Here is a 23910-nt window from a genome sequence, read left to right as displayed (position 1 = left end):
CGCAGGTCGTCGGCTCGCAGGTCGTCAGGTCGTCAGGACCCTGGACTTGGCCCGCTCGTACTCGGCGTCGGTGATGGCACCCCGGTCGTGCAGCGCGGCCAGCCGGCCCAGCTCGTCCGCCTTGGTGCCCGGCGGCCTCGGCTCCGGTGCGGCGGCCTGACGGACGTGCGCGCGAAACGCCCGCTCCCGGTCCTGGGCCCGGGCCAGCTCGCGCTCGCCCATCCCGCGGCCGCGGACGACCAGGTAGCCGAGGATGCCGAGGAACGGCAGCACGCACACCGCCAGCGTCCAGCCGGCCTTGCCCCAGCCGCTGAGCGCGTCGTCCCGGAAGATGTCGGCCACCACGCGGAACAGCAGCATCAGCCACATGATCCACACGAAGAACCAGAGCATGGTCCAGAACACGTCGAGCAGGGGGTAGTCCATGGTGTTCCCCCATCGCTAATCGGACATGGGGTCCTTCCGAACCACGCACAGCGCCCAGATGATGAACGCGTACAGCGCGATCAGCGTGAGCGACCAGACCGGGTAGTACGGGATGGACAGGAAGTTGGCGATCAGCAGCAGGGCCGCGATGCCGACGCCGATGACCCTCGCCCATGTCTTCGCCGTGAACAGGCCGAAGCTCACGATCACGGCCAGCGCCCCGAACAGCAGGTTGATCCAGCCCCAGCTGGTCAGGTCGAACTTGAAGATGTAGTTGGGGGTGGAGACGTAGACGTCGTCCTCGGCGATCCCCATGATTCCCCGGAAGACATCGAGGATCCCGGCGATGAACAGCATCACCGCGGCGAACAGCGTCAGGCCGGTGGCGGCGGTCTGCGCTCCTTCCCGATGCTGGGGGCGACTGGTGGTGGCCATGGGGGCCTCCCTTTCCTCGACGGGCTGCGGCGCGCAGCCGTACACCCCGAGCCTGATCCACGGGACGCCGCCCGTCGTCACCCTCGGCGGGTGAGGGGGTGGCGGCCGAGGTCACGCCGCCGGATCGGTGCGGGCGGTGACGCGGCCGTCGGCGACGGCGTCGGCCAGTTCCCGGTGGTCGCGTTCGTTCTGGTCGGCGTAGGCCTCGGCGAACCGCACCAGCGCCCGGTCGAAGGTGTCGCGGCGGCCGAGGTAGGCGGCGATGGCGATCGGGTCACCGGAGCGGGCGTGCGCCCGGGCCAGTGAGGCGCCGCACAGCCGGGCGAACAGGCCGAGGGTCCCGGGGTCCATGGTCTCGGGCCGGGCGATGCCCTTCCAGTCCCGCAACTGCCGTACGTAGAAGTCGCGTTCGCGGCCGTCGATGCCCGTGACGTGCTCCCAGCCGAGGAAGATGTCGCTGGCGGCCTGCATCAGCCGTTGTCCGGTGACCACCCGCTCGCCCTGGTTCCGGAACGGGCTCGCCCCGCAGTAGGGCGCGAGCACCGACTCGCCGGCCTCCTTGGCCTGCAGCAGGAGCGGGTCGCCGTCGTCGCGGCCGAGCAGCAGGATGATCCAGCACCGGGTGCCGACGCTGCCGACCCCGACGACCTTCCGCGCCATGTCGACCACGTGGTACCGGCTCAGCAGGTGCCGCCGCTCGGAGGACAGGCTGGTCCGGTAGTCGTGGACGAGGGTGCGCAGCATCCGGGCCAGGTCCTCGCCCTCGGCGCCGGGCAGCAGCTCCGCGAGGCGGGTGATCAAGGGGGGATCCGAGACGATCCGGGGGGTGCCGTCCACGACCCGGGTCAGCTTCGCGGCGGCCTGGAGGCTCGTGCGGGTGCGGGCCTTGGCCGCCGCGCGGGTGGCGCGCCGCTCGTCCTGCTTGCCGGGCCGTTCGGGCAGCAGCGCCGCGATCTGGTCGAAGTCGTCGCGCGCGTACCAGACGTCGAGGGTGGGTGTTCCGGCGAACTCCCGCATGCGCTCGCGGTACGCCTCCACCCCGGCGCGCACGACCGTGGCGCACTGCTTCGCCGGGAACCCGTTGGCCCGGCCGGCGATCACCAGGGAGGCGGCGAGCCGCTTGACGTCCCACTCGAACGGGCCCGGCAGGGTCTCGTCGAAGTCGTTGATGTCGAAGACGAGATGGCGTTCGGGCGAGGCGAGGAGCCGGAAGTTCAGCAGATGGGCGTCCCCGCAGAGCTGGGCGTAGAGCCCGGTGTGCGGCCCCGCGCCCAGGTCGGAGGCCATGATCGCGGCGGCTCCCCGGTAGAAGCGGAACGGCGATTCGAGCATCCGGCCGTAGCGGACGGGGACGAGTTCGGGGACGCGGGTGGCGGACTGCCGCTCGATGATGCCGAGGGGGTCGGGTCGTTTCTGGTCGGGTTCGAAGAACGCGTGCGCGGAGCGTGGGACGCGGGCGCGCGCCTCCTTGCCGAGTGCCGCACGCTCGTCCGGGGAGAGCGGGCCGTCGGGCACAGGTGCGAGCGGGCTGTCGTACGTCGTCGCCATGACCGGACCTCCTTGCCCGCATGGTCACAGCGGCGCGCGGCGGCGGGATCACCCGGTGCAGGTGAGGTGGGGCCAGGAGGTGGTGTGGTGGGGCCCGGAGTGGTGTGGTGGGGCCCGGAGTGGTGTGGTGCGGCCCGGAGCAGGTGCCGTGCGGCCCGGAGCAGGTGCGGTGAGGGGCGGCACGCAAAGGCGAATGTCCGCGAAAGGGAAGTGCTCGGGTGTGCCGCCAGGGGTTGTTCAGGTGCACCACCACAGGAACCGGTCGCACTGCGTCTCGGACGGCGTCGGCTCCGGGGTCGGGTCCTGCGTGGTCGGCTGGGCGGTCGGCGCGGGGGCCTCCGGCTCGGAGGTCGCGGCGGGCGCCGAGGTGGAACTGTCGGAGCCGCCGCCCGTGGTCGCCGACTGGGCGTCCTTGTCGGGGGTCTTGTCCCCGTCCTTCTTGTCGTCCTCGTCCTTCGGGGACTTGGAGGCCGAGGGAGACGCCGAGGGGTCCGCCGACGGCGAGTCCCCGCCCGTCCGGGTCGTGCCGTCCGTGGCCTCGGGGGACGCGGTCACCTCTTCCGACGCCGCGCCCTCGGCGGACTCGTCGCCCGCCGCGGCCGGCTTCGGGCTGCTGCCCGGGGCGTCCATGCCGAGCTCGGCGAGGCTCAGACCGCCGGCGGCCAGGACGAACCCGGCGGCGATCAGCAGGGTCCGGCGACGGCGGCGCCGATGCGCGGCGGCCTTGCGGTCGCGACGGCTGGCTCCAGCGGCCCCGGGCTCCTCGTCCAGGTCGCCGTCTTCGTCGCCGTGCTCGTCGTACTCGTCCTCGTGCCCGGCGTACTCCTCGGGCTCGGCGTGACCGCGTCGGCGGCCCCGCCGCTGCGCCGCCCGGCGCGCGGCCCGTCCGCCGACCGGCGCGGTCCCGGCCGCCTCACCGGCATCCGGGCCCGCCTCCGCGGCCTGCGCCAGGTGGCCGCCGTCGCCATGGCGGCCGCCGTACTCGCCGCCGTCGTACTGCCCCGCACCGGTGCCGTCGTGCCCTGCACCGTCGCCGTACCGGCCCTCGCCGCCCCCGTGGCGCTCCGCGTCACTCCCGTAGTGCCCCGCGTAGGCCTCGTACGAGCCCTGGCCGCCCCCAGCACCCGCGGGCACGTACTCGGCCCGCCCGGCCGGCTGTGGGTACGCCTCGTCCGGCGCACCCGCGTGCATGCGCAGCTCTTCGATCGCGGTGCCGCACCCCGGGCAGGCGAGGGCGCCGTTGAGGTGCCTGCGGCACGGGTGGCAGTAGTCCATGACGCGGGAAGACTAAGGAACCGACCCACACCTTTCCTAGCGACTGCTGTGAAGGTTCAGTGCGGAACTGGCGTTTCCGGTTTGGTCGGTGGGGGTCAAGCCCGACTATTCGGCGCGATACTCCGCGCCGGGTCCGTACGGCAACCCAGGTGGCCCGTACGGCAATGCGGGTGGCCCGTCGCACATACGCCGTGCGACGGGCCACATCTGCCCAAGTGCTCAGGTCCCGCCTAGGTTTGCTTGCGCGTCGTCATCGCCCGCTGGATCAGGATGAACGCGCCCAGCAGCACACCCGTGGCGATCTTCGTCCACCACGAGCTGAGCGTGCCCTCGAACTGGATGATGCTCTTGATCAGGCCCAGCACGAGGACACCGAACAGGGTGCCCAGGACGTAACCGGAGCCGCCCGTCAGCAGCGTGCCACCGATGACGACCGCGGCGATCGCGTCGAGTTCCATCCCGACGGCGTGCAGCGGGTCGCCGGACTGGATGTACAGCATGAACAACAGGCCGGCCAGTGCCGAGCAGAAGCCGCTCACCGTGTACACGGCGATCTTCGTGCCGCCCAGCGGAAGCCCCATCAGCAGCGCCGACTGCTCGTTGCCGCCGATCGCGTACACCCGGCGGCCGAAGCGCGTGTAGTGGAGGATGTAGAAGGCGGCGGCGACGACGACCAGGGCGACGAGGGCGCCGATCGACAGCTCCCCCAGTCCGATCGACACCCGGGTCTGGGCCATGCTGCTCACCGTGGAGTCGCTGACGGAGATGGACTCCTTGCTGATGACCAGGCACAGGCCCCGGAAGAGGAAGAGGCCGGCGAGGGTCACGATGAAGGGCTGGATCTCGAAGTTGTGGATCACATAGCCCATGAGGAAGCCGCCGAACGCGCCCACGCCCAGGGCGAGCGGGACGACCAGCAACAGCGGCAGGCCCTGACGCTCCACCAGCCACGCCGTGAACATGGTGGTGAAGCCGATCAGCGAACCGACGGACAGGTCGATGCCGCCGGCCATGATGACAAAGGTGGCGCCGACGGCGGCGACCAGCAGATAGCCGTTGTCGATGAACAGGTTGAGGAAGACCTGCGGTTCACCGAAACCGTAGTTCTGGTAGCGGCTGAGACCGCCGATGTACATCGCGAGGAACAGGCCGACCGTGACCAGGACGGGCAGCCGCCGGTCGCCGAGCAGGCGCGCGGCCGTGGACGCCCGGGCCGGCGTGGACGGCGTACGGCCTTCCGCTGCCGTACGGGTCTTGGTGGTCGCGCTCATCGCGACACCTCCATCTTCGGGGCGGCGTCGGCCGGGGTGGCGGGCTCCGCCGGGGCGGTGGTCCGGGCGCGTGCCTTCGCGCCGAAGACCTTGGCCCGGAACTTCGGGGACTGCAGCAGGCAGACGACGATGACGACGGCGGCCTTGAAGACCAGGTTGGTCTGGGTGGGCACGCCGATGGTGTAGATCGTGGTGGTCAGGGTCTGGATGACGAGGGCGCCGATCACGGTGCCGCCGATGGAGAACCGGCCGCCGAGCAGCGAGGTGCCGCCGATGACGACCGCGAGGATCGCGTCCAGCTCGATCCACAGGCCGGCGTTGTTGCCGTCCGCGGCCGAGGTGTTGGAGCTGATCATCAGGCCGGCGATGCCCGCGCACAGGGCGCAGAACATGTACACCATGATCTTGATGCGCATGGAGCGGATGCCGACCAGGCGGCTGGCCTCGGCGTTGCCGCCGACCGACTCGACGAGCAGGCCGAGCGCCGTACGGCGGGTCAGGGCCATGGTGACGGCCACGACGGCGGCGACAATGAAGATGGAGAAGGGCAGGGTCAGCCAGTAGCCGCCGCCGATGAGCTTGTACGGCTCGCTGTTGATGGTGATGATCTGGCCGTCGGTGATCAGCTGGGCGACGCCGCGTCCGGCGACCATGATGATGAGAGTCGCGATGATGGGCTGGATGCCCATCCGGGCGACCAGGAAGCCGTTCCACAGGCCGCAGACCACGGCCGCCACCAGGCCGATGCCCACGGCGAGGAAGACCCCCGCCAGCGCGCTCTGATCGGCCTGGTCGCTGATGTACGAACAGGTCAGGGCACCGGTTATGGCGACCACGGCGCCGACGGAGAGGTCGATGCCGCCGGTGGCGATGACCAGGGTCATGCCGACCGCCACCAGGATCAGCGGCGAGCCGAACAGCACGATCGAGACGAGGCTGCCGTAGAGGTGGCCGTCGGTCATCCGGATCGCGAAGAAGTCGGGTGTGAAGGGGACGTTGACGAGCAGCAGGGCGATCAGGACCGCGACCGGCCAGAACAGGTGGTGCTGCGTCAGTGCTCGCCAGCGGGAGGGGGTGGTCGCTGATGGGGTACTCACTGGTGCTCTCCGCTCGCGATGGTCTCCAGGATCTTGCTGGTGGTGATCTCCGGCCCGTTGGTCAGCTGTGCCACGAGCTTGCGGTCGCGCAGCACTCCGATGGTGTGGCTGAGCCGGAGCACCTCCTCCAGTTCGGCCGCGATGTACAGCACGGACATGCCGTCCTCGGAGAGGGAGACCACGAGCTTCTGGATCTCGGCCTTGGCGCCGACGTCGATGCCGCGCGTGGGCTCGTCGAGGATCAGCAGCTTCGGCTGGGTGATCAGCCAGCGGGCGAGCAGCACCTTCTGCTGGTTGCCGCCGCTCAGCTGGCCGACGCGGGCCTCGGGGTTGGCGGGGCGGATGTCGAGGGCCTTGATGTACTTGGCGACGAGTTCGTCGCGCTGGGAGGCCGGGATGGGCCGGGTCCAGCCGCGGGAGGCCTGGAGGGCGAGGATGATGTTCTCGCGCACCGTGAGATCGAGGACGAGGCCCTCGGACTTGCGGTTCTCCGAGCAGAACGCGACACCGGCGCCGATGGCGTCGTTGGGGGCGCTCATCGAGACCTGCTTGCCGCCGACGGTCACCTTGCCGCTGTCGGGCTGGTCGGCGCCGAACAGCAGCCGGGCCAGTTCGGTACGGCCCGAGCCGAGCAGTCCGGCGAGGCCGAGCACCTCGCCCTTCTTGATCTCCAGGTCGAAGGGGGCGATACCGCCGGTGCGGCCGAGGCCCTCGGCCTTGAGAAGCGTCTCGCCGACGTCGGAGCGCAGCTGGTGCTCGTGCAGCCCCTCCAGCTGGTCAAGGGCCTTGCCGATCATCAGCTCGATCAGCCCGACCTGGTCGAGGTCGGCCACCATGTGCTCGCCGACCAGGGTGCCGTTGCGCAGCACGGTCATGCGGTCGCAGATCTCGTAGATCTGGTCGAGGAAGTGCGACACGAAGAGGATCGCGACGCCCTCCTCCCGCAGCTGCCGCATCAGGCGGAACAGTTCGAGGACCTCGTCGCGGTCGAGGCTGGAGGTGGGCTCGTCCAGGACGAGCACCTTGGTGCCGGAGCCCTCGCCGTCGCTGTCGCCGTGGCCCACCGACCGTACGATCGCGATCAGTTGCTGCACGGCCAGCGGGTACGCGGACACCGGTGCCGTCACGTCGATGTCGAGGCCGAGTCGGTCGACCATCTCCGCGGCCTGCTTGCGGACCTGCTTCCACTGGATGCGGCCCGCGCGGGTGGGTTCACGGCCGATGAAGATGTTCTCCGCCACCGAGAGGTTGGGGCAGAGGTTGACCTCCTGGTAGACCGTGCTGACGCCGGCGTGCTGGGCCTCCAGCGGGCTGCCGATCCGCACGGCCTTGCCGTCGAGGGTGATGGTGCCGCCGTCCAGGGGGTGCACCCCGGTCAGCACCTTGATGAGGGTGGACTTCCCGGCTCCGTTCTCGCCCATGAGGGCGTGGATCTCGCCGGGGAAGAGCCGGAAGTCGACGCCCGACAGAGCCCGTACCCCCGGAAATTCTTTGACAATGCCCGTCATCTCCAGGACGGGCCGCGGCTCTGCCATGGCAGCGCTCCTCTTGAAATGGGTTCAGGCCCGCAGGGAGCCTTCCGGGCCGGATGGTCGCCGGTCGGCCGGAGGCTCCCTGCCGGTGGGTGCGGTCGGTCAGTACTTGCGGTTGGGGAGCTCGGCCTTGGCCTGGTCCTGCATGAAGTCGCTCTCCTTGGTCTTGACCCAGCGCTCGACCTTCTCGCCGTTCTTGACCTTCTTCACGACCTCCATCAGCTGGGGGCCGAGCAGCGGGTTGCACTCGATGATCGCGTTGATCTTGCCCTCGGCCATGGCGGCGAAGCCGTCCTTCACACCGTCGACCGTGACGATGAGGATGTCCTTGCCGGGCTTCTTGCCGGCCGCCTCGATGGCCTGGATAGCGCCGAGACCCATGTCGTCGTTGTGCGCGTAGAGGACGTTGATGTCCGGGTTGGACTGCAGGAAGGCCTGCATGACCTGCTTGCCGCCGGCGCGGGTGAAGTCACCGCTCTGGCTGGCGACGATCTCCCAGTCGTCCTTGTGCTCCGCGTCCATGACCTCCTTGAAGCCCTTGGCTCGCTCGATCGCGGGGGCGGCACCGGTGGTGCCCTCCAGCTGAGCGATCTTCACCTTGCCCTTGTGGCCGGCCTTCTCCAGAACCTTCTCCAGGATCTTGGCGGCGCGGCGACCCTCGTCGGTGAAGTCGGAGCCCACCAGGGTCACGTAGAGGGAGTCGTCGGAGGTCTCGATGGAGCGGTCGGTGAGGATCACCGGGATCTTCTTGGCCTTGGCCTCCTTCAGCACCGCGTCCCAGCCCTTGACGACCAACGGTGAGAAGGCTATGACGTCGACACCCTGGGCGATGTAGCTGCGGATCGCGGAGATCTGGTTCTCCGGCTTCCCCTGGGCGTCGGAGAACTTGAGGTTGATACCGGCCTCCGGCGCGGCCGCCTTCACCGAGTCGGTGTTGGCGGTGCGCCAGCCGCTCTCGGAGCCGGTCTGGGCGAAGCCGAGGGTGATCGCCTTGCTGTCGCCGCCGGAGGAGCCGCCGGAGGAGCCGTCCTCCTTGGCGCAGGCCGCCAGACCGGCCGTGGCCGCCACGCCGACCGCCGCAGTGAGGAAGTTCCTTCTGTTGAGCATGTTCTTCTCCTTTGAAGAGCCGGCCCGGAGATGGACCGCTGGTACTCGGTGGGTACGTGTGGACCGGCTGCACGGCGTCCAGCCTGTCGATCATTGTTCGAAATATCGGTCACGCTCTCCGGAGAGCGGGAGGGCGACCGGGTGGTGCGATGTCAGCCGGGAGCGGCTCCGGGCTGCGGAAGGTACGGGAACGTGCTCGCGCGGACGACGAGTTGGGGCTCGATCGAGACCTGGGACGCCCCGGAGGGGGTACGACCCTCGATCAGGCCCAGCAGCAGGGCGATGCTCCGCTGGCCCACCGTCGCGAAGTCCTGCCGGACGGTGGTGAGCGGCGGGGCGAAGAACTCCGACTCCGGGATGTCGTCGAAGCCGGCCACCGCGACGTCCTGGGGCGTACGCACGCCCGCCTCACGCAGCGCCCGCAACACCCCCAGTGCCATCTGGTCGTTGGCCACGAAGACGGCGGTCAAGCCGCGTCCCACCCAGCCCGCCAGTTCCTGGCCGGCCCGGTAGCCCGACAGCGGGCTCCAGTCCCCCCGCAGCAGCATCGGTGGTTCCACGTCCGCCTCTTCGAGGGTCGCCCGCCAGCCGTCGACCCGGTCCGCCGCCTCCTGCCAGTCCTCGGGGCCGGCGAGATGCCAGACCCGACGGTGACCCGCGGCGAGCAGATGGCCGGTGGCCAGCCGTGCGCCCAGCTTCTGGTCCACGTTGACGCTGGGGACCTCGGCGCCCGAGCCGGTGCCCACGGCCACCACCGGGAACGGATGGCGCAGTTCGGCGAGGGCCTCGACCGCCGACCGCTGCGGGGCGATGGCGATGACCCCCTCCACCCCGCCCTCGCTGAGGCGGTCCAGCGCCTCGGACAGCGTCTCGACGGTCAGCCTGCGCAGACTGACCGTCGAGACCAGATAGCCCTCGGCACGCGCCGCCTCCTCCAGCGCGAACAACGTACTGGCCGGACCGTAGAGCGTGGTGTTGGAGGCGACCACACCCAGGGTCCGGGTGCGCCGGGTCGCCAGGGCCCGCGCGGAGAAGTTGCGGCGGTAGCCCATCTCCTCGATGGCGCGCAGCACCCTGGCCCGCGTCTCGTCCCGCACGTTGGGGTGGTCCCCCAGCACACGGGACACGGTCTGGTGGGACACGCCGGCCTGGCGTGCCACATCGGCCATGGTGGGCGGCCGAAGCTGCGAGTGAGGCACAGCCACACCTCCTTGGCCGTCGTCTGCCGGTAAGACCCGCACCGAGGGCCGGTGGTCCGGCACCGGCCTCGTCATGCCGGTGCTCCGGAAGGGTCAACGGCACGGGGCGGGAAGGCGAGTTGAAGCACTGCTGACACGACGCTCATACCTCCTTGCATGCCGTCGGGGCCGACTGGTGAATGCGGACGTATTGTGAGCGCTAACAATTCATGCCGGTCAAGAGGGCTGCGTCAGAGAAGTCGTCACGGTTCCATAACGCGACAGGCGGCGGAGACTTCGGGGCCGAGGACGTTCTGCCTGGTCAGGAGCTATCCGGGTACCCGCCGGGAGAGGCATGCACGCACCCTTGGAGAGCCCGGCGCCCCTCGTGGCACACCCCGCCGCATTCGCCTCGCCGGCCGTCTCCGCCGTCGCATCGAAACCGTTGTTTGTAGACCCATTGACACTCGCACGTGGTCGTCCCTACTGTCGCGACCAGCATTTCGAACGAGTGCCGAAATTTCGAACAGACCGAAGAGGACAGGGAGTACCGTGCGCATCACGGGAATCAGCACACACGTGGTCGGAACGCCGTGGCGGAACCTGACCTACGTCCAGGTGCACACCGACGAGGGGCTCACCGGAGTCGGCGAGACCCGCATGCTGGGCCACACCGACGCGCTGCTCGGGTATCTGCACGAGGCGAAGACCAACCACATTCTCGGCTCCGACCCGTTCGCTGTCGAGGATCTCGTCAAGCGGATGAAGTACGGCGACTACGGCCGGGCCGGCGAGATCGTGATGTCCGGTATCGCCGTGATCGAGATGGCCTGCTGGGACATCAAGGGCAAGGCGCTGGGCGTGCCCGTCTGGCAGCTGCTCGGCGGCAAGGTCACCGACAAGGTCAAGGCGTACGCCAACGGCTGGTACACGACCGAGCGGACGCCCGAGGCGTACCACAAGGCGGCCCAGGGGGTCATGGAGCGCGGCTACCGGGCGCTCAAGATCGACCCGTTCGGGACCGGCCACTTCGAGCTCGACAACGAGCAGAGCCTCTACGCGGTGTCGCTGATCGAGGCCGTGCGCGACGCCATCGGTCCGGACGCCGAGCTGATGCTGGAGATGCACGGCCGGTTCTCCCCCGCCACCGCCGTCCGCCTGGCCAAGGAGCTGGCGCCCTTCAAGCCCGCGTGGCTGGAGGAGCCGGTGCCGCCGGAGAACCTGAAGGCGCTGGAGAAGGTCGCCGCCAAGGTCGACATGCCGGTCGCCACGGGTGAGCGCATCCACGATCGCATCGAGTTCCGGGAGCTCTTCGAGAGCCAGGCCGTGGACATCATCCAGCCGGACGTCGGCCACATCGGCGGCATCTGGGAGACCCGTAAGCTGGCCGCCACCGCCGAGACGCATTACATGCTGGTCGCCCCCCACAACGTGGGCGGGCCCGTGCTGACCGCCGCCTCCCTCCAGGTCGGCTTCACCGCCCCCAACTTCAAGATCCTTGAGCACTTCAACGACTTCGCGGACGCGGAGATCAAGAAGGTCATCAAGGGCGCCCCCCAGGTGAACCCGGAGGACGGCTGCTTCCACCTCTCCCACGAGCCCGGTCTGGGTGTGGAGCTGGATGTCGACGCCGCCGCGGAGTTCCCGCAGCAGCAGGCCCGGTTCGACCTGTGGGCCGACGGCTGGGAGCAGCGCAGGCCCAAGGGCACCGTGTGAGCGCCCACACTCGCAGGCCCGGCATCGGGAGGCCCCAGTGAGCACCGCCGTCGTGATCGAGGCTCCGGGCGAGCACCGGCTCGTCCCGCACGAGCCCCGGCAGCCGGAAGCGGGCGAGGCCCTGGTCCGGGTGCACGCCTCGGGGATCTGCGGCAGTGACCGCGAGGTCTTCCAGGGCAACCGGCCGGAGGGGTACGTCCGCTATCCGCTCACCCCGGGCCACGAGTGGTCCGGGACGGTGGCGGCGGTCGGTGACGGCGTCCCTTCGGGCCTGGTGGGCCGCAAGGTCGTGGGCGAAGGCTTCCGCAACTGCCAGGTGTGCGACCGCTGCCACGCGGGCGAGACCACCCTGTGCACGGCGGGCTACGAGGAGACCGGCTTCACCCAGCCGGGCGCCATGGCCACCACGCTCACGCTTCCGGCCCGGCTGCTGCACGTCCTCCCGGACGACGCGGATCTGACGGCGGCGGCCCTGCTGGAGCCCGCCGCGTGCATCGCGGCCGCCGCGCTCAAGGCGAAGGCGGTGCCGGGCGAGCGGGTGGCCGTGGTGGGCACGGGGACGCTCGGGATGTTCGCCGTTCAGTTCCTGAAGGCGGGTTCGCCGGCCGAGCTGCTCGTCGTGGGGACGCGTCCGGACCGGGCCGAGCTGTCGAAGCGGTTCGGCGCCACGGACTTCCGCACCAAGGACGAGGAACTGCCCGACGACTTCGACGTCGTCATCGAGACCGCCGGGTCCGCGGACGCGGCGCGCACCGCCGCCGCCCTGCTGCGCCGCGGTGGACGGCTGGTCCTGACGGGCATCCCGGCGCCGGGCGCGGACGGGCTCGACCCGACCGATCTCGTCGTACGGCAGCTGGAGGTGCAGACCGTGTTCGGCGCGGCGCCGGATGCCTGGGCCCACACCGTGCGGGTCTTCGGGGCGGGGCTCCTCGACCCGCTGCCGCTGGTCACGCACGAGCTGCCGCTGGAGAAGTTCGCGCAGGCCATCGAGTTGGTCGGGTCCGGCGACCCGAAGGTCGGAAAGGTCTTGCTGCGGCCATGACACACCCCTGAGCCGTACGCCGGTACGGGGTACCTGACGACTTCGTACCGGCGTACACCCAACGCCCCGCACGCCCAGAGCCGCGACCATCGTCCGAAATATCGAACATAAGGACAGCTTGTGACCGACACCAACGCCCCGACGCCGCGCCGCCCCGGCGAGCAGGCGCTCGCCGCACTCGGCCTGGAGGTGCCCGCACTCGACCCCTCCGACGCCTCTCCGCACACCTTCCCCGGCGGTGGCCGCTGGCGCACCGAGGTTCCCTCCGTGGAGGGTCCCGAGGCGCTCGCCGTGGTCCTCAAGGAGTCCTCGCGGCTCGATGTGCCGGTCCACCGGATCAGCCAGGGCAGCGGCATCTGGATGCTCACCGACGCCGAGATCACCGAGATGGTGGAGGCGACCGCCGAGCGGGACATCGAGCTCTGCCTGTTCACCGGCCCGCGCGGCACCTGGGACATCGGCGGCTCCACCCGTACCGACTCCAAGGGCGGCGGACTGCGCGCCCGGGGCCACGACGCGGTCGCCGGGTGCGTCGAGGACGCCGTACGCGCGACCGAACTGGGCGTGAAGTGCCTCCTCGTCGCCGACGAGGGTGTGCTGTGGACGCTGCACCGGGCGCGGGTCGCGGGGGTCCTGCCGGCCGACACGACGCTCAAGGTGTCGGCGCTGATCGGTCCGGTCAACCCGACGGCGTACGCGGTGTACGAGAACCTCGGCGGCGACTCGATCAACGTGCCGAGCGACCTGACGCTCGATCACCTCACCGAGATACGGCGGGTCTCCGCCGCCCCCATGGACATGTACATCGAGGCGCCGGACGATCTCGGCGGCTACATCCGGATGTACGAGGTCGCCGAGCTGATCCGGCGCGGCGCACCGCTCTACCTGAAGTTCGGGCTCTCCAAGGCCCCGGGGATCTATCCCTACGGGCACCACATGAGGGACCTGACGCTGGCCACCGCCAAGGAGCGCGTCCGGCGCGGACGCCTGGCGTTGGACCTGCTCGCACGGCACGGAGCTGACGGCGACATGGCGCCTCTCGGTTCACGGCTGCCCGGGACGCTGAAGAGATTCGAAACTCCCGCATAACGTTCCGGACAAACCCCCTTCACAGAAGACGACGCAGTCGAACACAATCCCACACACCCGGGGTCTGCACCGTTCAACCCTCGAAGCGTCTTCGCCACCGCCCCACCGAGCCCTGCTCACACACATCAAGGATGATGACCATGCGCACTCGCAGAGCCGCACTCGCCGCCATAGCCGGAGCCGCCTCGCTCGCCCTCACCCTGTCCGCCTGCGGCCAGAGCGGCGAGGGCGGCAGCAAGGACGACGGCGGGGACGCCAAGGGCGGAACCATCGGCATCGCGATGCCGACCAAGTCCTCCGAGCGCTGGATCGCCGACGGCAAGAACGTCGTCGCGGACCTGGAGTCCAAGGGCTACAAGACCACCCTGGTCTACGGCGAGGACGACCCGGACCAGCAGGTCTCGCAGATCGAGAACCTGATCACGCAGGGCGTCAAGGCGCTGATCGTCGCGGCCATCGACAACAAGTCGATGAACAACGTGCTCCAGCAGGCCGCCGACGCCAACATCCCGGTCATCTCCTACGACCGCCTGATCCTCGGTACCAAGAACGTCGACTACTACGCGTCGTTCGACAACGAGAAGGTCGGCGAGCTCCAGGGCAACTACATCGTCGAGAAGCTCGGCCTGAAGGACGGCTCCAAGAAGGGCCCGTTCAACATCGAGCTGTTCGCCGGCTCCAACGACGACAACAACACGCGCTACTTCTTCGGCGGCGCGATGAAGGTCCTCCAGCCCTACATCGACAAGAAGCAGCTCGTCGTCAAGTCGGGCCAGACCCAGCTGACCCAGGTCACCACCCTGCGCTGGGACGGCGGCACCGCCCAGAAGCGCATGGACGACATCCTGACGTCGAAGTACCGCTCGGGCCGGGTCGACGCGGTCCTCTCGCCGTACGACGGCATCTCCATCGGCATCCTCTCCGCGCTGAAGTCGGACGACTACGGCTCCAAGGACAAGCCGCTGCCGATCGTCACCGGCCAGGACGCCGAGGTCGCCTCGGTGAAGTCGATCATCGCCGACGAGCAGTCGATGACCGTCTACAAGGACACCCGCGAGCTCGCCAAGGTCGCCTCGAGCATGGTCGACGCGGCGCTCAACGGCAAGAAGCCCGAGGTCAACGACACCAAGACCTACGACAACGGTGCCAAGGTCGTCCCCGCCTACCTCCTCACGCCGGTGAGTGTCGACAAGACCAACTACAAGAAGGAGGTCGTCGACACCGGCTACATCAAGGAAAGCGACCTCAACTAACCACCCGCCCACTCTGATTGGAAGGCACGACCATGGCGGGACCCGTCCTGGAAATGCGCTCGATCGTCAAGACCTTTCCCGGCGTCAAGGCGCTGTCGGACGTCACGCTGACCGTCCAGCAGGGCGAGGTCCACGCCATCTGCGGGGAGAACGGCGCCGGTAAGTCGACCCTGATGAAGGTCCTCTCCGGCGTCCACCCGCACGGCACCTACGAAGGGGACATCCTCTTCGAGGGCGAAGTCTGCGAGTTCAAGGACATCCGGGCGAGCGAGCAGCGCGGCATCGTCATCATCCACCAGGAGCTGGCGCTGTCGCCGTTCCTCTCCCTCGCGGAGAACATCTTCCTCGGCAACGAGCACGCCAAGGGCGGGTTCATCGACTGGCGGGAGACCCTGCGGCACGCCACCGAGCTGCTGCGCCGGGTCGGTCTCTCCGACCACCCCGACACCCGCGTCGCCGACATCGGCGTGGGCAAGCAGCAGCTCGTGGAGATCGCCAAGGCGCTGTCGAAGAAGGTGAAGCTGCTCATCCTGGATGAGCCGACCGCGGCCCTGAACGACGAGGACAGCGACAAACTCCTGGATCTGATCCTGGAGTTGAAGAAGCAGGGCATCACCTCGATCATCATCTCCCACAAGCTCAACGAGATCCGCAAGGTCGCCGACTCGGTGACGATCATCCGCGACGGCCAGACCATCGAGACCCTCGATGTGAAGGCCGCGGAGACCACCGAGGACCGGATCATCAGCGGGATGGTCGGCCGCGACCTGGAGAACCGTTTCCCGGACCGCACCCCGCACGAGCCGGAGAAGGGTTCCGCCCCCGCGCTGGAGATCCGCAACTGGACCGTGCACCACCCGATCGACCAGCAGCGCAAGGTCGTCGACGACGTGTCGATCCAGGTCCGGCGCGGCGAGATCGTGGGCATCGCGGGCCTGATGGGCGCCGGCCGCACCGAGCTCGCGATGAGCGTCTTCGGGCGGACGTACGGCCGTTACCACGGCGGCACGGTCCTCAAGGACGGCAAGGAGATCCGTACGAAGTCCGTCCCCGAGGCGGTCAGGCACGGCATCGCGTACGTCACCGAGGACCGCAAGCACTATGGCCTCAACCTCATCGACACCATCAACCGCAACATCTCGCTCAGCGCGCTGGGCAAGGTCGCCAAGCGGGGCGTGGTCGACGAGCACGAGGAGCGGCAGGTCGCCGAGGGCTTCCGCAAGTCCATGAACATCAAGGCGCCGACGGTCTTCGAGCCGGTGGGCAAGCTGTCCGGCGGCAACCAGCAGAAGGTCGTCCTCAGCAAGTGGATCTTCGCCGGCCCCGAAGTGCTGATCCTGGACGAGCCGACGCGTGGCATCGACGTCGGTGCCAAGTACGAGATCTACACGGTCATCGACCAGCTGGCCGCCCAGGGCAAGGCGGTCGTCTTCATCTCCTCCGAGCTGCCGGAACTGCTCGGCATGTGTGACCGCATCTACACGATGGCCGCGGGGCGGCTGACCGGCGAGTTCTCGCGGGCCGAGGCCTCGCAGGAATCGCTGATGCGTCAGATGACAAAGGACAAAGAGGTATCCCGATGAGCACGGATGTGACCGCCAAGACCCCGGCCCCCGCGCCGTCGGGCAAGAGCTCAGGGGCCGCGGGCGACGGCCTGCTCCAGCTGGTGCTGGACGGCATGCGCCGCAACATGCGGCAGTACGGCATGCTGATCGCCCTCGGTCTGATCGTGGCGCTGTTCGCCGTGTGGACCGAAGGTGACCTGCTGCTGCCGCGCAACGTCTCCAACCTGGTGCTGCAGAACAGCTACATCCTGATCCTCGCGATCGGCATGATGCTGGTCATCATCGCGGGCCACATCGACCTGTCGGTCGGCTCCTTGACGGCGTTCATCGGCTCGATGGCCGCGGTGTTCATGGTCAAGAACGATCTGCCATGGCCGGTCGCCGTCATCCTCTGCCTGGCCATGGGCGCCGTCGCGGGTGCCGCACAAGGGTTCTTCATCGCCTACGGCGGCATACCATCCTTCATCGTGACCCTCGCGGGCATGCTGATCTTCCGCGGTCTCACCGAGATCTTCCTGGAGGGCCAGACCCTCGGCCCGTTCCCGGAGGGTCTGCAGAAGGTCGCCAACGGGTTCCTGCCCGAGGTCGGCCCGAACACCAACTATCACAACCTCACACTGCTGCTCGGCTTCGGAATGATCGCGTTCGTGGTCTTCCAGGAGTTCCGCGACCGCCGCCGGCAGCAGGAGTTCAACCTCGACGTTCCGCCCTTCAACCTGTTCCTGCTGAAGCTGGTCGCGCTCGGCGCCGCCATCCTCACGCTGACGATGCTGCTGGCCAGCTACAAGGGCGCCCCGATCGTGCTGCTCATCCTGGGCGTGCTGCTCGTCGGCTTCGGCTATGTGATGCGCAACGCGATCATCGGCCGCCACATCTACGCGATCGGCGGCAACCTGCCCGCGGCCAAGCTGTCGGGTGTGAAGGACAAGAAGGTCACCTTCCTGATCTTCGTGAACATGGGCATGCTCGCGGCCCTGGCGGGCCTGGTCTTCGCCGCCCGCTTCAACGCGGCCTCTCCCAAGGCCGGCCTCAACTTCGAGCTGGAGGCCATCGCCGCCTCGTTCATCGGCGGCGCGTCGATGAGCGGCGGCGTCGGCACGGTCCTCGGCGCGATCATCGGTGGCCTGGTCCTGGGCGTGCTGAACAACGGCATGAACCTCGTCGGCATCGGCACCGACTGGCAGCAGGTCATCAAGGGCCTGGTGCTTCTGGCGGCGGTCGGCTTCGACGTGTGGAACAAGCGCAAGGTCGGTAGCTGACAGGACCGGAAAGGGGGCCTCGCCGAAGGGCGGGGCCCCCTTCCTGCGAGAAGGGCGGGGAGCCACCCGTGAAGGAACTCTTCGGCAGGCTCGCCGACGGCACGGAGGTCCACAGCTGGTCGCTGGCCAACGGCGGCACGCGAATGACGGTCCTCTCCTACGGCGGCGTCGTTCAGTCCCTGGAGGTCCCGGACCGCCACGGCCGGCTCGCCAACGTCTCCCTGGGCTTCGACAACATCGAGGACTACGTCGCGGGGAGCCCGTACTTCGGTGCCCTGATCGGCCGGTACGGCAACCGCATCGGTAAGGGCCGGTTCACCCTCGACGGCAAGGCCCACCAGGTCGACGTCAACGACGGCGCGAACAGCCTGCACGGCGGCGCCAAGGGCTTCGACAAGCACGTGTGGGACGTCGAGCCGTTCACCAAGGGCACCGACGTCGGCCTGCACCTGCACCACACCTCCGTAGACGGCGAGATGGGCTACCCGGGCACGCTCAAGGTGAAGGTGACGTACACCCTCACCAAGCACGGCGACTGGCGCATCGACTACGCGGCCACCACCGACAAGGCCACCGTCGTCAACCTCACCAGCCACGTGTACTGGAACCTCGCCGGCGAGGGCAGCGGCACGATCGAGAACCACGAGCTGAAGATCGCCGCGTCCCGCTACACCCCCGTCGACCCGGGCCTCATCCCCACCGGTCAGCCGGCCCCCGTCGCGGGCACCCCCTTCGACTTCCGCCGCACCAAGCGCATAGGCGAGGGCCTCCGCGAAGCCCACGAGCAGTTGCGGTACTGCAAGGGCATCGACCACAACTGGGTGCTCGACAAGGGCATCTCGCCGCGCCCCGAGTGGATCGCGACCCTGAAGGACCCGTCGTCCGGCCGCACCCTGCGCATGGCGACCACCGAGCCGGGTCTGCAGTTCTACTCCGGCAACTTCCTCGACGGCACGCTCGTCGGTTCGGGCGGCAACGTCTACCGGCAGGGCGACGCGCTCTGCCTGGAGACGCAGCACTTCCCGGACTCGCCGAACAAGCCCGCGTTCCCGTCGACGGTGCTGCGTCCGGGGCAGACGTACCGCTCGACGACGGTGCACTCGTTCAGCTGCTGAAGCCCGTCGAGCCGTCCCCTCTGACGGTTCTTCACAGGTGGCACACAAGTTCTCACCGATTTCTCAGTGGTTGAACAGCGCCACCCCAGCCTCCGTATGTATGGGCGGCCCGTGCTCCCCCGCGCGGGCCACCCAGACACGGAGGTTCCATGGCCGACAACGTCACCTCGCTGTTCCGCAGCACCGCGGCACACAGCCCGTCGATGGCGGCGCTGACGCGTGAGGGCGGCGAGGGAGCCGGTCCGGTCGACTTCTGTATTCCCTGCAACCCGTACTTCCCGACGCCGGAGATGTTCCAGGACATGGGGGCCCGGCTGCGGGACATCATCACGTACTACCCGAGCAGCGCGGACACGATCACGGCCGAACTGTGCAGCCTGCTCCAGCTCCCGCCGCAGTGCGTGGCCATGGGCAACGGCTCCACCGAGCTGATCACCTGGATCGACCACCTCCTGGTCCGTGAGTCCCTCGCCGTCCCCGTCCCCACGTTCGGCCGCTGGACCGACCAGCCCATGGAGACCGGCAAGCGGGTCGACATGTTCCCGCTCCAGGAGTCCAGCGGATTCGCCCTGGACCTCGCCCAGTACGCCGAGTTCATCCGGGCCAGGGGGACCCGGGTGGCGGTCATCTGCAACCCGAACAACCCCGACGGCGGCTACCTCCACAAGCACGCGCTCGTGCAGTTCATGGACGCGATGGCCGACCTCGACCTGGTCATCGTCGACGAGTCGTTCCTGGAGTTCGCGGACGCCGAGCAGGAGCCCTCGGTGGTCCAGGAGGCGATGCTGCGCCCGAACGTCATCGTCCTGCGCTCCCTCGGCAAGAACTTCGGCCTGCACGGCATCCGCTTCGGCTACCTCGTCGCCAACCCCGCGCTGGCCGGCATGGTCCGCTCGATGCTGCCGAAGTGGAACCTCAACGCGTTCGCCGAGCACGTGGTGTTCATGCTCAAGAACCACGGCGCCGAGTACGCGCAGAGCCTCCATCAGGTACGCCGGGACCGCCTGGACATGGCCAGCCAGCTGTCCGCGCTCCCCGGTCTGACGGTCTACCCGTCCCAGGGCAACTTCCTCTTCGTACGCCTTCCCGTGGGCGCGGAAGGCACCGTGGTCCGCGACCGGCTGCTCACCGAGCACCGGATCCTGGTCCGCGAGTGCGGCAACAAGATCGGTTCGTCCAGCCGCTTCCTGCGACTCGTGGTGCGCCCCCAGGTGGACGTGCGTCGCCTGGTGTCCGGCCTGGAACAGGTGCTCTACGGGACCAGGAGGGGAGCCGCCGTACCCGAGCTGGGTACAGGGACCAACTACAGCTCGGGTACGGCGGCCGTGGATCGGTTGGTGAGTTCGACCAACGGGGCGGGGGCGCCGCTGGCCGCGCAGGCCATAGGGGTCGGCGGGATGCCTGCGGCGGCTCAGCCGCAACCCGCTGCCGCGCAGATGCCGACACCGATGCCGATGCCGACGCCCATGCCGGCGCCCGCGCCTGTCGCTCCGACCCCGATGCCGGCGCCCGCGCCTGTCGCTCCGACGCCGATGCCGGCGCCCGCGGCCGCCGCTCCGACCCCGATGCCGATGCCCGCACCCGCCGCCCCCGCGCCGACGCCGTTCCCGTCGCCTGTGGCGCCTGCCGCGGCTGTGGTGCCGCCCGGGCTCACGCCGCCCGGAGTGCCGGCTCGGGGTGGGCTCACGGCCGCGCAGGTACGGGGTACTACGGGGCCGGCGCCCGGCCTGTCGCCCGCCCCGGCGACCGGGTGGCCCAACAGTCAGAGTTGGCCGAACGCGGCCGGGATGCAGACCGGGTAGCGCCTTTTCGCCGCAGGGGGCGGGTATTTGTGCGACTGATCGATCGTCGTGGCTTGTCGCGCCCGCGCGGCGAAGCCGCAAATCGACACAGCCCCGCGCCCCTGAGGTCAGCTGTCCTACGCCGGGTTCAGGCGCCACTGTTGGCAGTTGTTGCCCAGCCAGCTCCACTGGCGTACGTCCGCCCCGTCGGCCGTTCCGCAGTTGGCGACGTCGGCGACCTTGCCGGTTGCCTGGTTGGTGATGCGGACGTAACCACCGTCAGTGGCCACGAACCGGAACCGCTGGCAGGTGTTGTTCAGCCAGGACCACTGCCTCAGGTCGGCACCGTCCGCGGAGGAGCAGTTCTCGGTGTCGAGGACCTTGCCGGTGGCGACGTTCACGAGTCGGTGGGTGTCGTCGCCCTGGTCCTCGAGGCGCCATTTCTGGTTGTTGCCGCCGCCGCATGCCCACTGCTGGACGTTGGCGCCGTCGGCGGTCGAACTCGCGGCCACGTCGAGGCACTTGCCGCTGTTGCGGTTGGTGATCGTGTAGGTGGTGGAGACGGTGGACGGCTCTCCGGAGGGACCGGTCTGGGAGGCGCCGAGGCGGACGGGGGTGCCGAGGTCGGGGGTGCCGTCGGCGTTCCAGGTGAACTTCTGGGCGCGGGTCGTACGCCCGTTGTCGCAGCCCTCGCTCGCGCTGTCGTTGGCGTGGTAGACGATCCAGTTCTCGCGGCCGTCGGGCGAGGTGAAGAAGCCGTTGTGGCCGGGTCCGTAGACCCCGTTGGCGTCGTTGCGCTGGAAGACGGGCGTGGACTTCTTGGTCCAGGAGGCGGCGGCGAGCGGGTCGGAGCCGGTGAGTTCGAGTTGGCCGAGCTTGTAGTCCGGGGTCCAGCAGCCGCTCGCGGAGTAGATGAGGAAGGTCCGGCCGCCGCGCTGGAGTATCTCCGCGCCTTCGTTGACGGTGCCGCCCTGCCGTTCCCAGGCGTACGTCGGCGTGGAGATCGTCGAGTAGGAGCCGCTGACCGTGTACGGGTTGGACATCGGCGCGATGACGAGGTTCTGGGTGCCGTTGGTGATCGCGCTGCCGAGCATGTACAGCCGGCCGCCCACGTTCAGGACGCTCGGGTCCAGCATCCAGGCGGAGTTGAGCCGGCCCTTGTAGGTGTACGGCCCCATGGGGTCGGAGCCCGCGCTCTCCAGCACGTGGCTGCGCTGGGTGGGGTTGTAGTCGGCGATGTTCTGCCCGGCGACGTAGTACAGGTACCAGCGGCCGTTGAGGAAGTGCAGCTCGGGGGCCCAGATGTTGCAGCAGCGGGAGGCGGCGTCGCCCTGCCAGACCTGGACGCTGGGGGCGGTGGCCAGGCCGGCCAGGGTGGTGGACTTGCGGATGGTGATGACGTCGGTCCAACTCGTCGTCACCAGGTAGTAGTTGCCGTCGTGGTACGAGATCCAGGGGTCGGCGCCCTTGACCGACTTGACGGGGTTGGCGAACGAGGCGGCACTCGCGGAGGGCTGGCCGATCGAGAGGGCCAGCAGCAGGGCCGCCAGCAGGGTCAGTAGGCGACGGGCCATCCGGTGCTCCAGTTCAAGAGGTTGATGCCCAGCTTGGGCGTGCCGTTGTCGTTGCCGTCGTAGTAGTGGTAGACGATCAGGTCCCCGTCGGCGTCGTTCATGATCGACTGCCCGCCGGGGCCGATGACGCTGCCGTGCGACTCCAGGACCGGGGTGCCGCCGTTGCTCATCATCGAGACGCCGTTCTTGTCGGTGTACGGCCCGGTGATGCTGGTGGCGCGGCCGACCTTGACCTTGTAGGTCGAGCTGGTGCCGGCGCAGCAGGTGTCGTAGGAGGCGAAGAGGTAGTAGTAGCCGCCCCGCTTGACGATGAAGGGTGCCTCGACGGCCTTGGTCCCGGTGGGGCGGGAGGCGAGCGAGTAGCGGGTGGTGTTGGAGCTCAGCTGCTTCCCGGTGGACGGGTTGATCTGGATCATCTTGATCCCGGTCCACCAACTGCCGAAGGACAGCCACCACTTGCCGTCGTCGTTCACGAAGAGGTTCGGGTCGATGGCGTTGTAGTCGCTGGAGGAGCCGGACGTGTAGACCGTGCCCTGGTCGGTCCAGCTGCCCGGCTGGCCGGTGGTGGAGGTGGCGAGGCCGATGGCGGACGTGTTCGAGCCGAACTTCGAGACGGAGTAGTACATCAGGTACTTGCCGCCGTGGTACGAGATGTCCGGGGCCCAGGCCTCCGGCACGGAGGAGTAGTTCGACCACCAGCCCGGACGGCCGGAGAAGGCGTCGGCGCCGTTCCTGAAGGCCGTGCGGTCGGTGGAGGTCTTGTTGGCGATGCCTCCGCCGGTGGCGTAGAGCAGGTACTGCCCGGACGAGGTACGGATCATCGTCGGGTCGTGAGTGACGACGTCGCCGGTGACGCGGCCGGGGTTGGGGTACGCGGACGCCGTGGAGGGGATCAGGGCGAGCAGGGCGGCGGTGGGGAGGGCGATCAGGGCGGTTCGTTTGCGGAGGGTGCGGGGCGTGCGGGAGGCGCGGGAGGTGGGGCTCATGCGAATCCTCCTTGCGGTGGGGGTGACAGGTCGGCAGATATCTGGCTGCCACTGGCCGATATCTCGAACAGTGCTCGCAAGTTCGAACGGACCGTAGAATCGAACCTCTTGCGCGTCAATGGTCCGCGCAGCATCAGCCGTAAAGATCGACTTCGGCGCGCACGGTCTTACCGGGCGCCCCGTCCCGCTCCACCACCTCCCACCGGTCGGCCAGCGCCTCGACGAGGACGAGGCCGCGACCGTGTTCGTCGAGGGGGTGGGGAGGCGGCACGTCGCCGGGTTTCGGGGGGTGGGACTCCGTACGGGTGTCACTGACCTCGATACGGATGCTGCCTGCCGGGAGGGACACCCTCAGCTCGAAGTCCCGGCCGGGGACCCGGCCGTGGGTGACCGCGTTGGCGGCCAGCTCGGCGACGATCACGGCGACGGCGTCGGAGGCCGTACTGCCGTGCGGGATGCCCCAGGTGTGCAGCTGGTTCAGAGCGAGGTGCCGGGCGAGGCGGGCGCCGCGGGGAGTGGCACTGAGTCGCTGGGTGAGCGGTACTGGCATGCGCTCAATCTGGCGGCCCTGCCGGGCAGTTCACCAGGTCGGCGCCGCGTACGGTGCGGGAGCGTACGCGGTTACCCGCTGGACAGTACGCGTGACTGACCGTGACCATGT

Annotated in this window: 20 protein-coding genes; 8 read left to right on the top strand and 12 right to left on the bottom strand. The window is 69.0% G+C overall.

Annotated features, from left to right (window positions below):
- Nucleotides 1-24 precede the first annotated feature (24 nt).
- The 9 genes from ACFZBP_RS36125 to ACFZBP_RS36085 all read right to left on the bottom strand — a co-directional run bounded on the left by ACFZBP_RS36125 (nucleotide 25) and on the right by ACFZBP_RS36085 (nucleotide 9860).
- Nucleotides 25-426: an SHOCT domain-containing protein gene (locus ACFZBP_RS36125; RefSeq protein ID WP_391419673.1), complete on the bottom strand. Its 402-nt coding sequence runs from the start codon at nucleotides 424-426 to the stop codon at nucleotides 25-27.
- 15 nt (nucleotides 427-441) lie between these two features.
- A complete protein-coding gene (locus tag ACFZBP_RS36120) occupies nucleotides 442-861 on the bottom strand; it encodes a hypothetical protein (RefSeq protein ID WP_383450363.1) in 420 nt (139 codons plus the stop codon).
- A gap of 111 nt (nucleotides 862-972) precedes the next feature.
- Nucleotides 973-2409: a DUF2252 family protein gene (locus ACFZBP_RS36115; protein ID WP_391419670.1), complete on the bottom strand. Its 1437-nt coding sequence runs from the start codon at nucleotides 2407-2409 to the stop codon at nucleotides 973-975.
- 237 nt (nucleotides 2410-2646) lie between these two features.
- Nucleotides 2647-3684 carry a hypothetical protein gene (locus ACFZBP_RS36110; protein ID WP_391419668.1) on the bottom strand — a complete coding sequence of 346 codons (1038 nt, stop codon included), beginning with the start codon at nucleotides 3682-3684 and terminating at the stop codon, nucleotides 2647-2649.
- A gap of 230 nt (nucleotides 3685-3914) precedes the next feature.
- Nucleotides 3915-4955 carry a galactofuranose ABC transporter, permease protein YjfF gene (yjfF, locus tag ACFZBP_RS36105; protein WP_391419666.1) on the bottom strand — a complete coding sequence of 347 codons (1041 nt, stop codon included), beginning with the start codon at nucleotides 4953-4955 and terminating at the stop codon, nucleotides 3915-3917.
- On the bottom strand, nucleotides 4952-6052 hold the full coding sequence (locus ACFZBP_RS36100) for an ABC transporter permease (protein WP_391419664.1): 1101 nt from the start codon (nucleotides 6050-6052) through the stop codon (nucleotides 4952-4954). The genes yjfF and ACFZBP_RS36100 overlap by 4 nt, the downstream gene beginning before the upstream one ends.
- Entirely contained in the window at nucleotides 6049-7587 is a 1539-nt protein-coding gene (locus ACFZBP_RS36095; RefSeq protein ID WP_391419662.1) for an ATP-binding cassette domain-containing protein, read from the bottom strand. Before ACFZBP_RS36095 ends, ACFZBP_RS36100 begins: the two co-directional genes overlap by 4 nt.
- A 99-nt stretch (nucleotides 7588-7686) precedes the next feature.
- Nucleotides 7687-8691 carry a substrate-binding domain-containing protein gene (locus tag ACFZBP_RS36090; RefSeq protein WP_391419659.1) on the bottom strand — a complete coding sequence of 335 codons (1005 nt, stop codon included), beginning with the start codon at nucleotides 8689-8691 and terminating at the stop codon, nucleotides 7687-7689.
- A 152-nt stretch (nucleotides 8692-8843) separates the two neighbouring features.
- Nucleotides 8844-9860: a substrate-binding domain-containing protein gene (locus ACFZBP_RS36085; protein ID WP_391419783.1), complete on the bottom strand. Its 1017-nt coding sequence runs from the start codon at nucleotides 9858-9860 to the stop codon at nucleotides 8844-8846.
- A gap of 561 nt (nucleotides 9861-10421) precedes the next feature.
- Here ACFZBP_RS36085 and ACFZBP_RS36080 point away from each other — a divergent pair.
- The 8 genes from ACFZBP_RS36080 (at nucleotide 10422) to ACFZBP_RS36045 (ending at nucleotide 20710) form a co-directional block, all read left to right on the top strand.
- Nucleotides 10422-11585, top strand: a complete 1164-nt coding sequence (locus tag ACFZBP_RS36080; RefSeq protein ID WP_391419657.1) for an enolase C-terminal domain-like protein — start codon at nucleotides 10422-10424, stop codon at nucleotides 11583-11585.
- Between the two features lie 37 nt (nucleotides 11586-11622).
- Nucleotides 11623-12627 (top strand): alcohol dehydrogenase catalytic domain-containing protein, encoded by a 1005-nt coding sequence (locus ACFZBP_RS36075; RefSeq protein ID WP_391419655.1) that lies wholly within the window; start codon nucleotides 11623-11625, stop codon nucleotides 12625-12627.
- Between the two features lie 120 nt (nucleotides 12628-12747).
- Nucleotides 12748-13716: a hypothetical protein gene (locus tag ACFZBP_RS36070; protein ID WP_383450340.1), complete on the top strand. Its 969-nt coding sequence runs from the start codon at nucleotides 12748-12750 to the stop codon at nucleotides 13714-13716.
- Between the two features lie 134 nt (nucleotides 13717-13850).
- Complete coding sequence (gene chvE / locus ACFZBP_RS36065) at nucleotides 13851-14969, top strand: multiple monosaccharide ABC transporter substrate-binding protein (RefSeq protein ID WP_383450847.1); 1119 nt, start codon at nucleotides 13851-13853, stop codon at nucleotides 14967-14969.
- 32 nt (nucleotides 14970-15001) lie between these two features.
- Nucleotides 15002-16552 carry a multiple monosaccharide ABC transporter ATP-binding protein gene (gene mmsA / locus ACFZBP_RS36060; protein WP_383450335.1) on the top strand — a complete coding sequence of 517 codons (1551 nt, stop codon included), beginning with the start codon at nucleotides 15002-15004 and terminating at the stop codon, nucleotides 16550-16552.
- On the top strand, nucleotides 16549-17793 hold the full coding sequence (gene mmsB, locus ACFZBP_RS36055) for a multiple monosaccharide ABC transporter permease (RefSeq protein ID WP_383450331.1): 1245 nt from the start codon (nucleotides 16549-16551) through the stop codon (nucleotides 17791-17793). The genes mmsA and mmsB overlap by 4 nt, the downstream gene beginning before the upstream one ends.
- Nucleotides 17790-18908, top strand: a complete 1119-nt coding sequence (locus tag ACFZBP_RS36050) for a galactose-1-epimerase (protein ID WP_391419780.1) — start codon at nucleotides 17790-17792, stop codon at nucleotides 18906-18908. Before mmsB ends, ACFZBP_RS36050 begins: the two co-directional genes overlap by 4 nt.
- A gap of 149 nt (nucleotides 18909-19057) precedes the next feature.
- The gene (locus ACFZBP_RS36045; protein WP_391419651.1) at nucleotides 19058-20710 is read left to right on the top strand and encodes an aminotransferase class I/II-fold pyridoxal phosphate-dependent enzyme; all 1653 of its coding nucleotides are present in this window, start codon (nucleotides 19058-19060) and stop codon (nucleotides 20708-20710) included.
- Between the two features lie 116 nt (nucleotides 20711-20826).
- Here the strand turns inward: ACFZBP_RS36045 and ACFZBP_RS36040 are convergent, their stop codons facing one another.
- From ACFZBP_RS36040 to ACFZBP_RS36030, 3 genes are all read right to left on the bottom strand, one after another.
- Entirely contained in the window at nucleotides 20827-22263 is a 1437-nt protein-coding gene (locus tag ACFZBP_RS36040) for a family 43 glycosylhydrolase (RefSeq protein ID WP_391419648.1), read from the bottom strand.
- On the bottom strand, nucleotides 22245-23249 hold the full coding sequence (locus tag ACFZBP_RS36035; protein WP_391419646.1) for a family 43 glycosylhydrolase: 1005 nt from the start codon (nucleotides 23247-23249) through the stop codon (nucleotides 22245-22247). Before ACFZBP_RS36035 ends, ACFZBP_RS36040 begins: the two co-directional genes overlap by 19 nt.
- A gap of 133 nt (nucleotides 23250-23382) precedes the next feature.
- The gene (locus ACFZBP_RS36030) at nucleotides 23383-23799 is read right to left on the bottom strand and encodes an ATP-binding protein (protein WP_391419644.1); all 417 of its coding nucleotides are present in this window, start codon (nucleotides 23797-23799) and stop codon (nucleotides 23383-23385) included.
- Between the last annotated feature and the right edge of the window lie 111 nt (nucleotides 23800-23910).

The sequence above is a fragment of the Streptomyces sp. NPDC008086 genome, assembly GCF_042957325.1.
Classification (GTDB): Bacteria; Actinomycetota; Actinomycetes; order Streptomycetales; family Streptomycetaceae; genus Streptomyces.
This window is presented reverse-complemented; position numbering and strand designations above follow the sequence as displayed.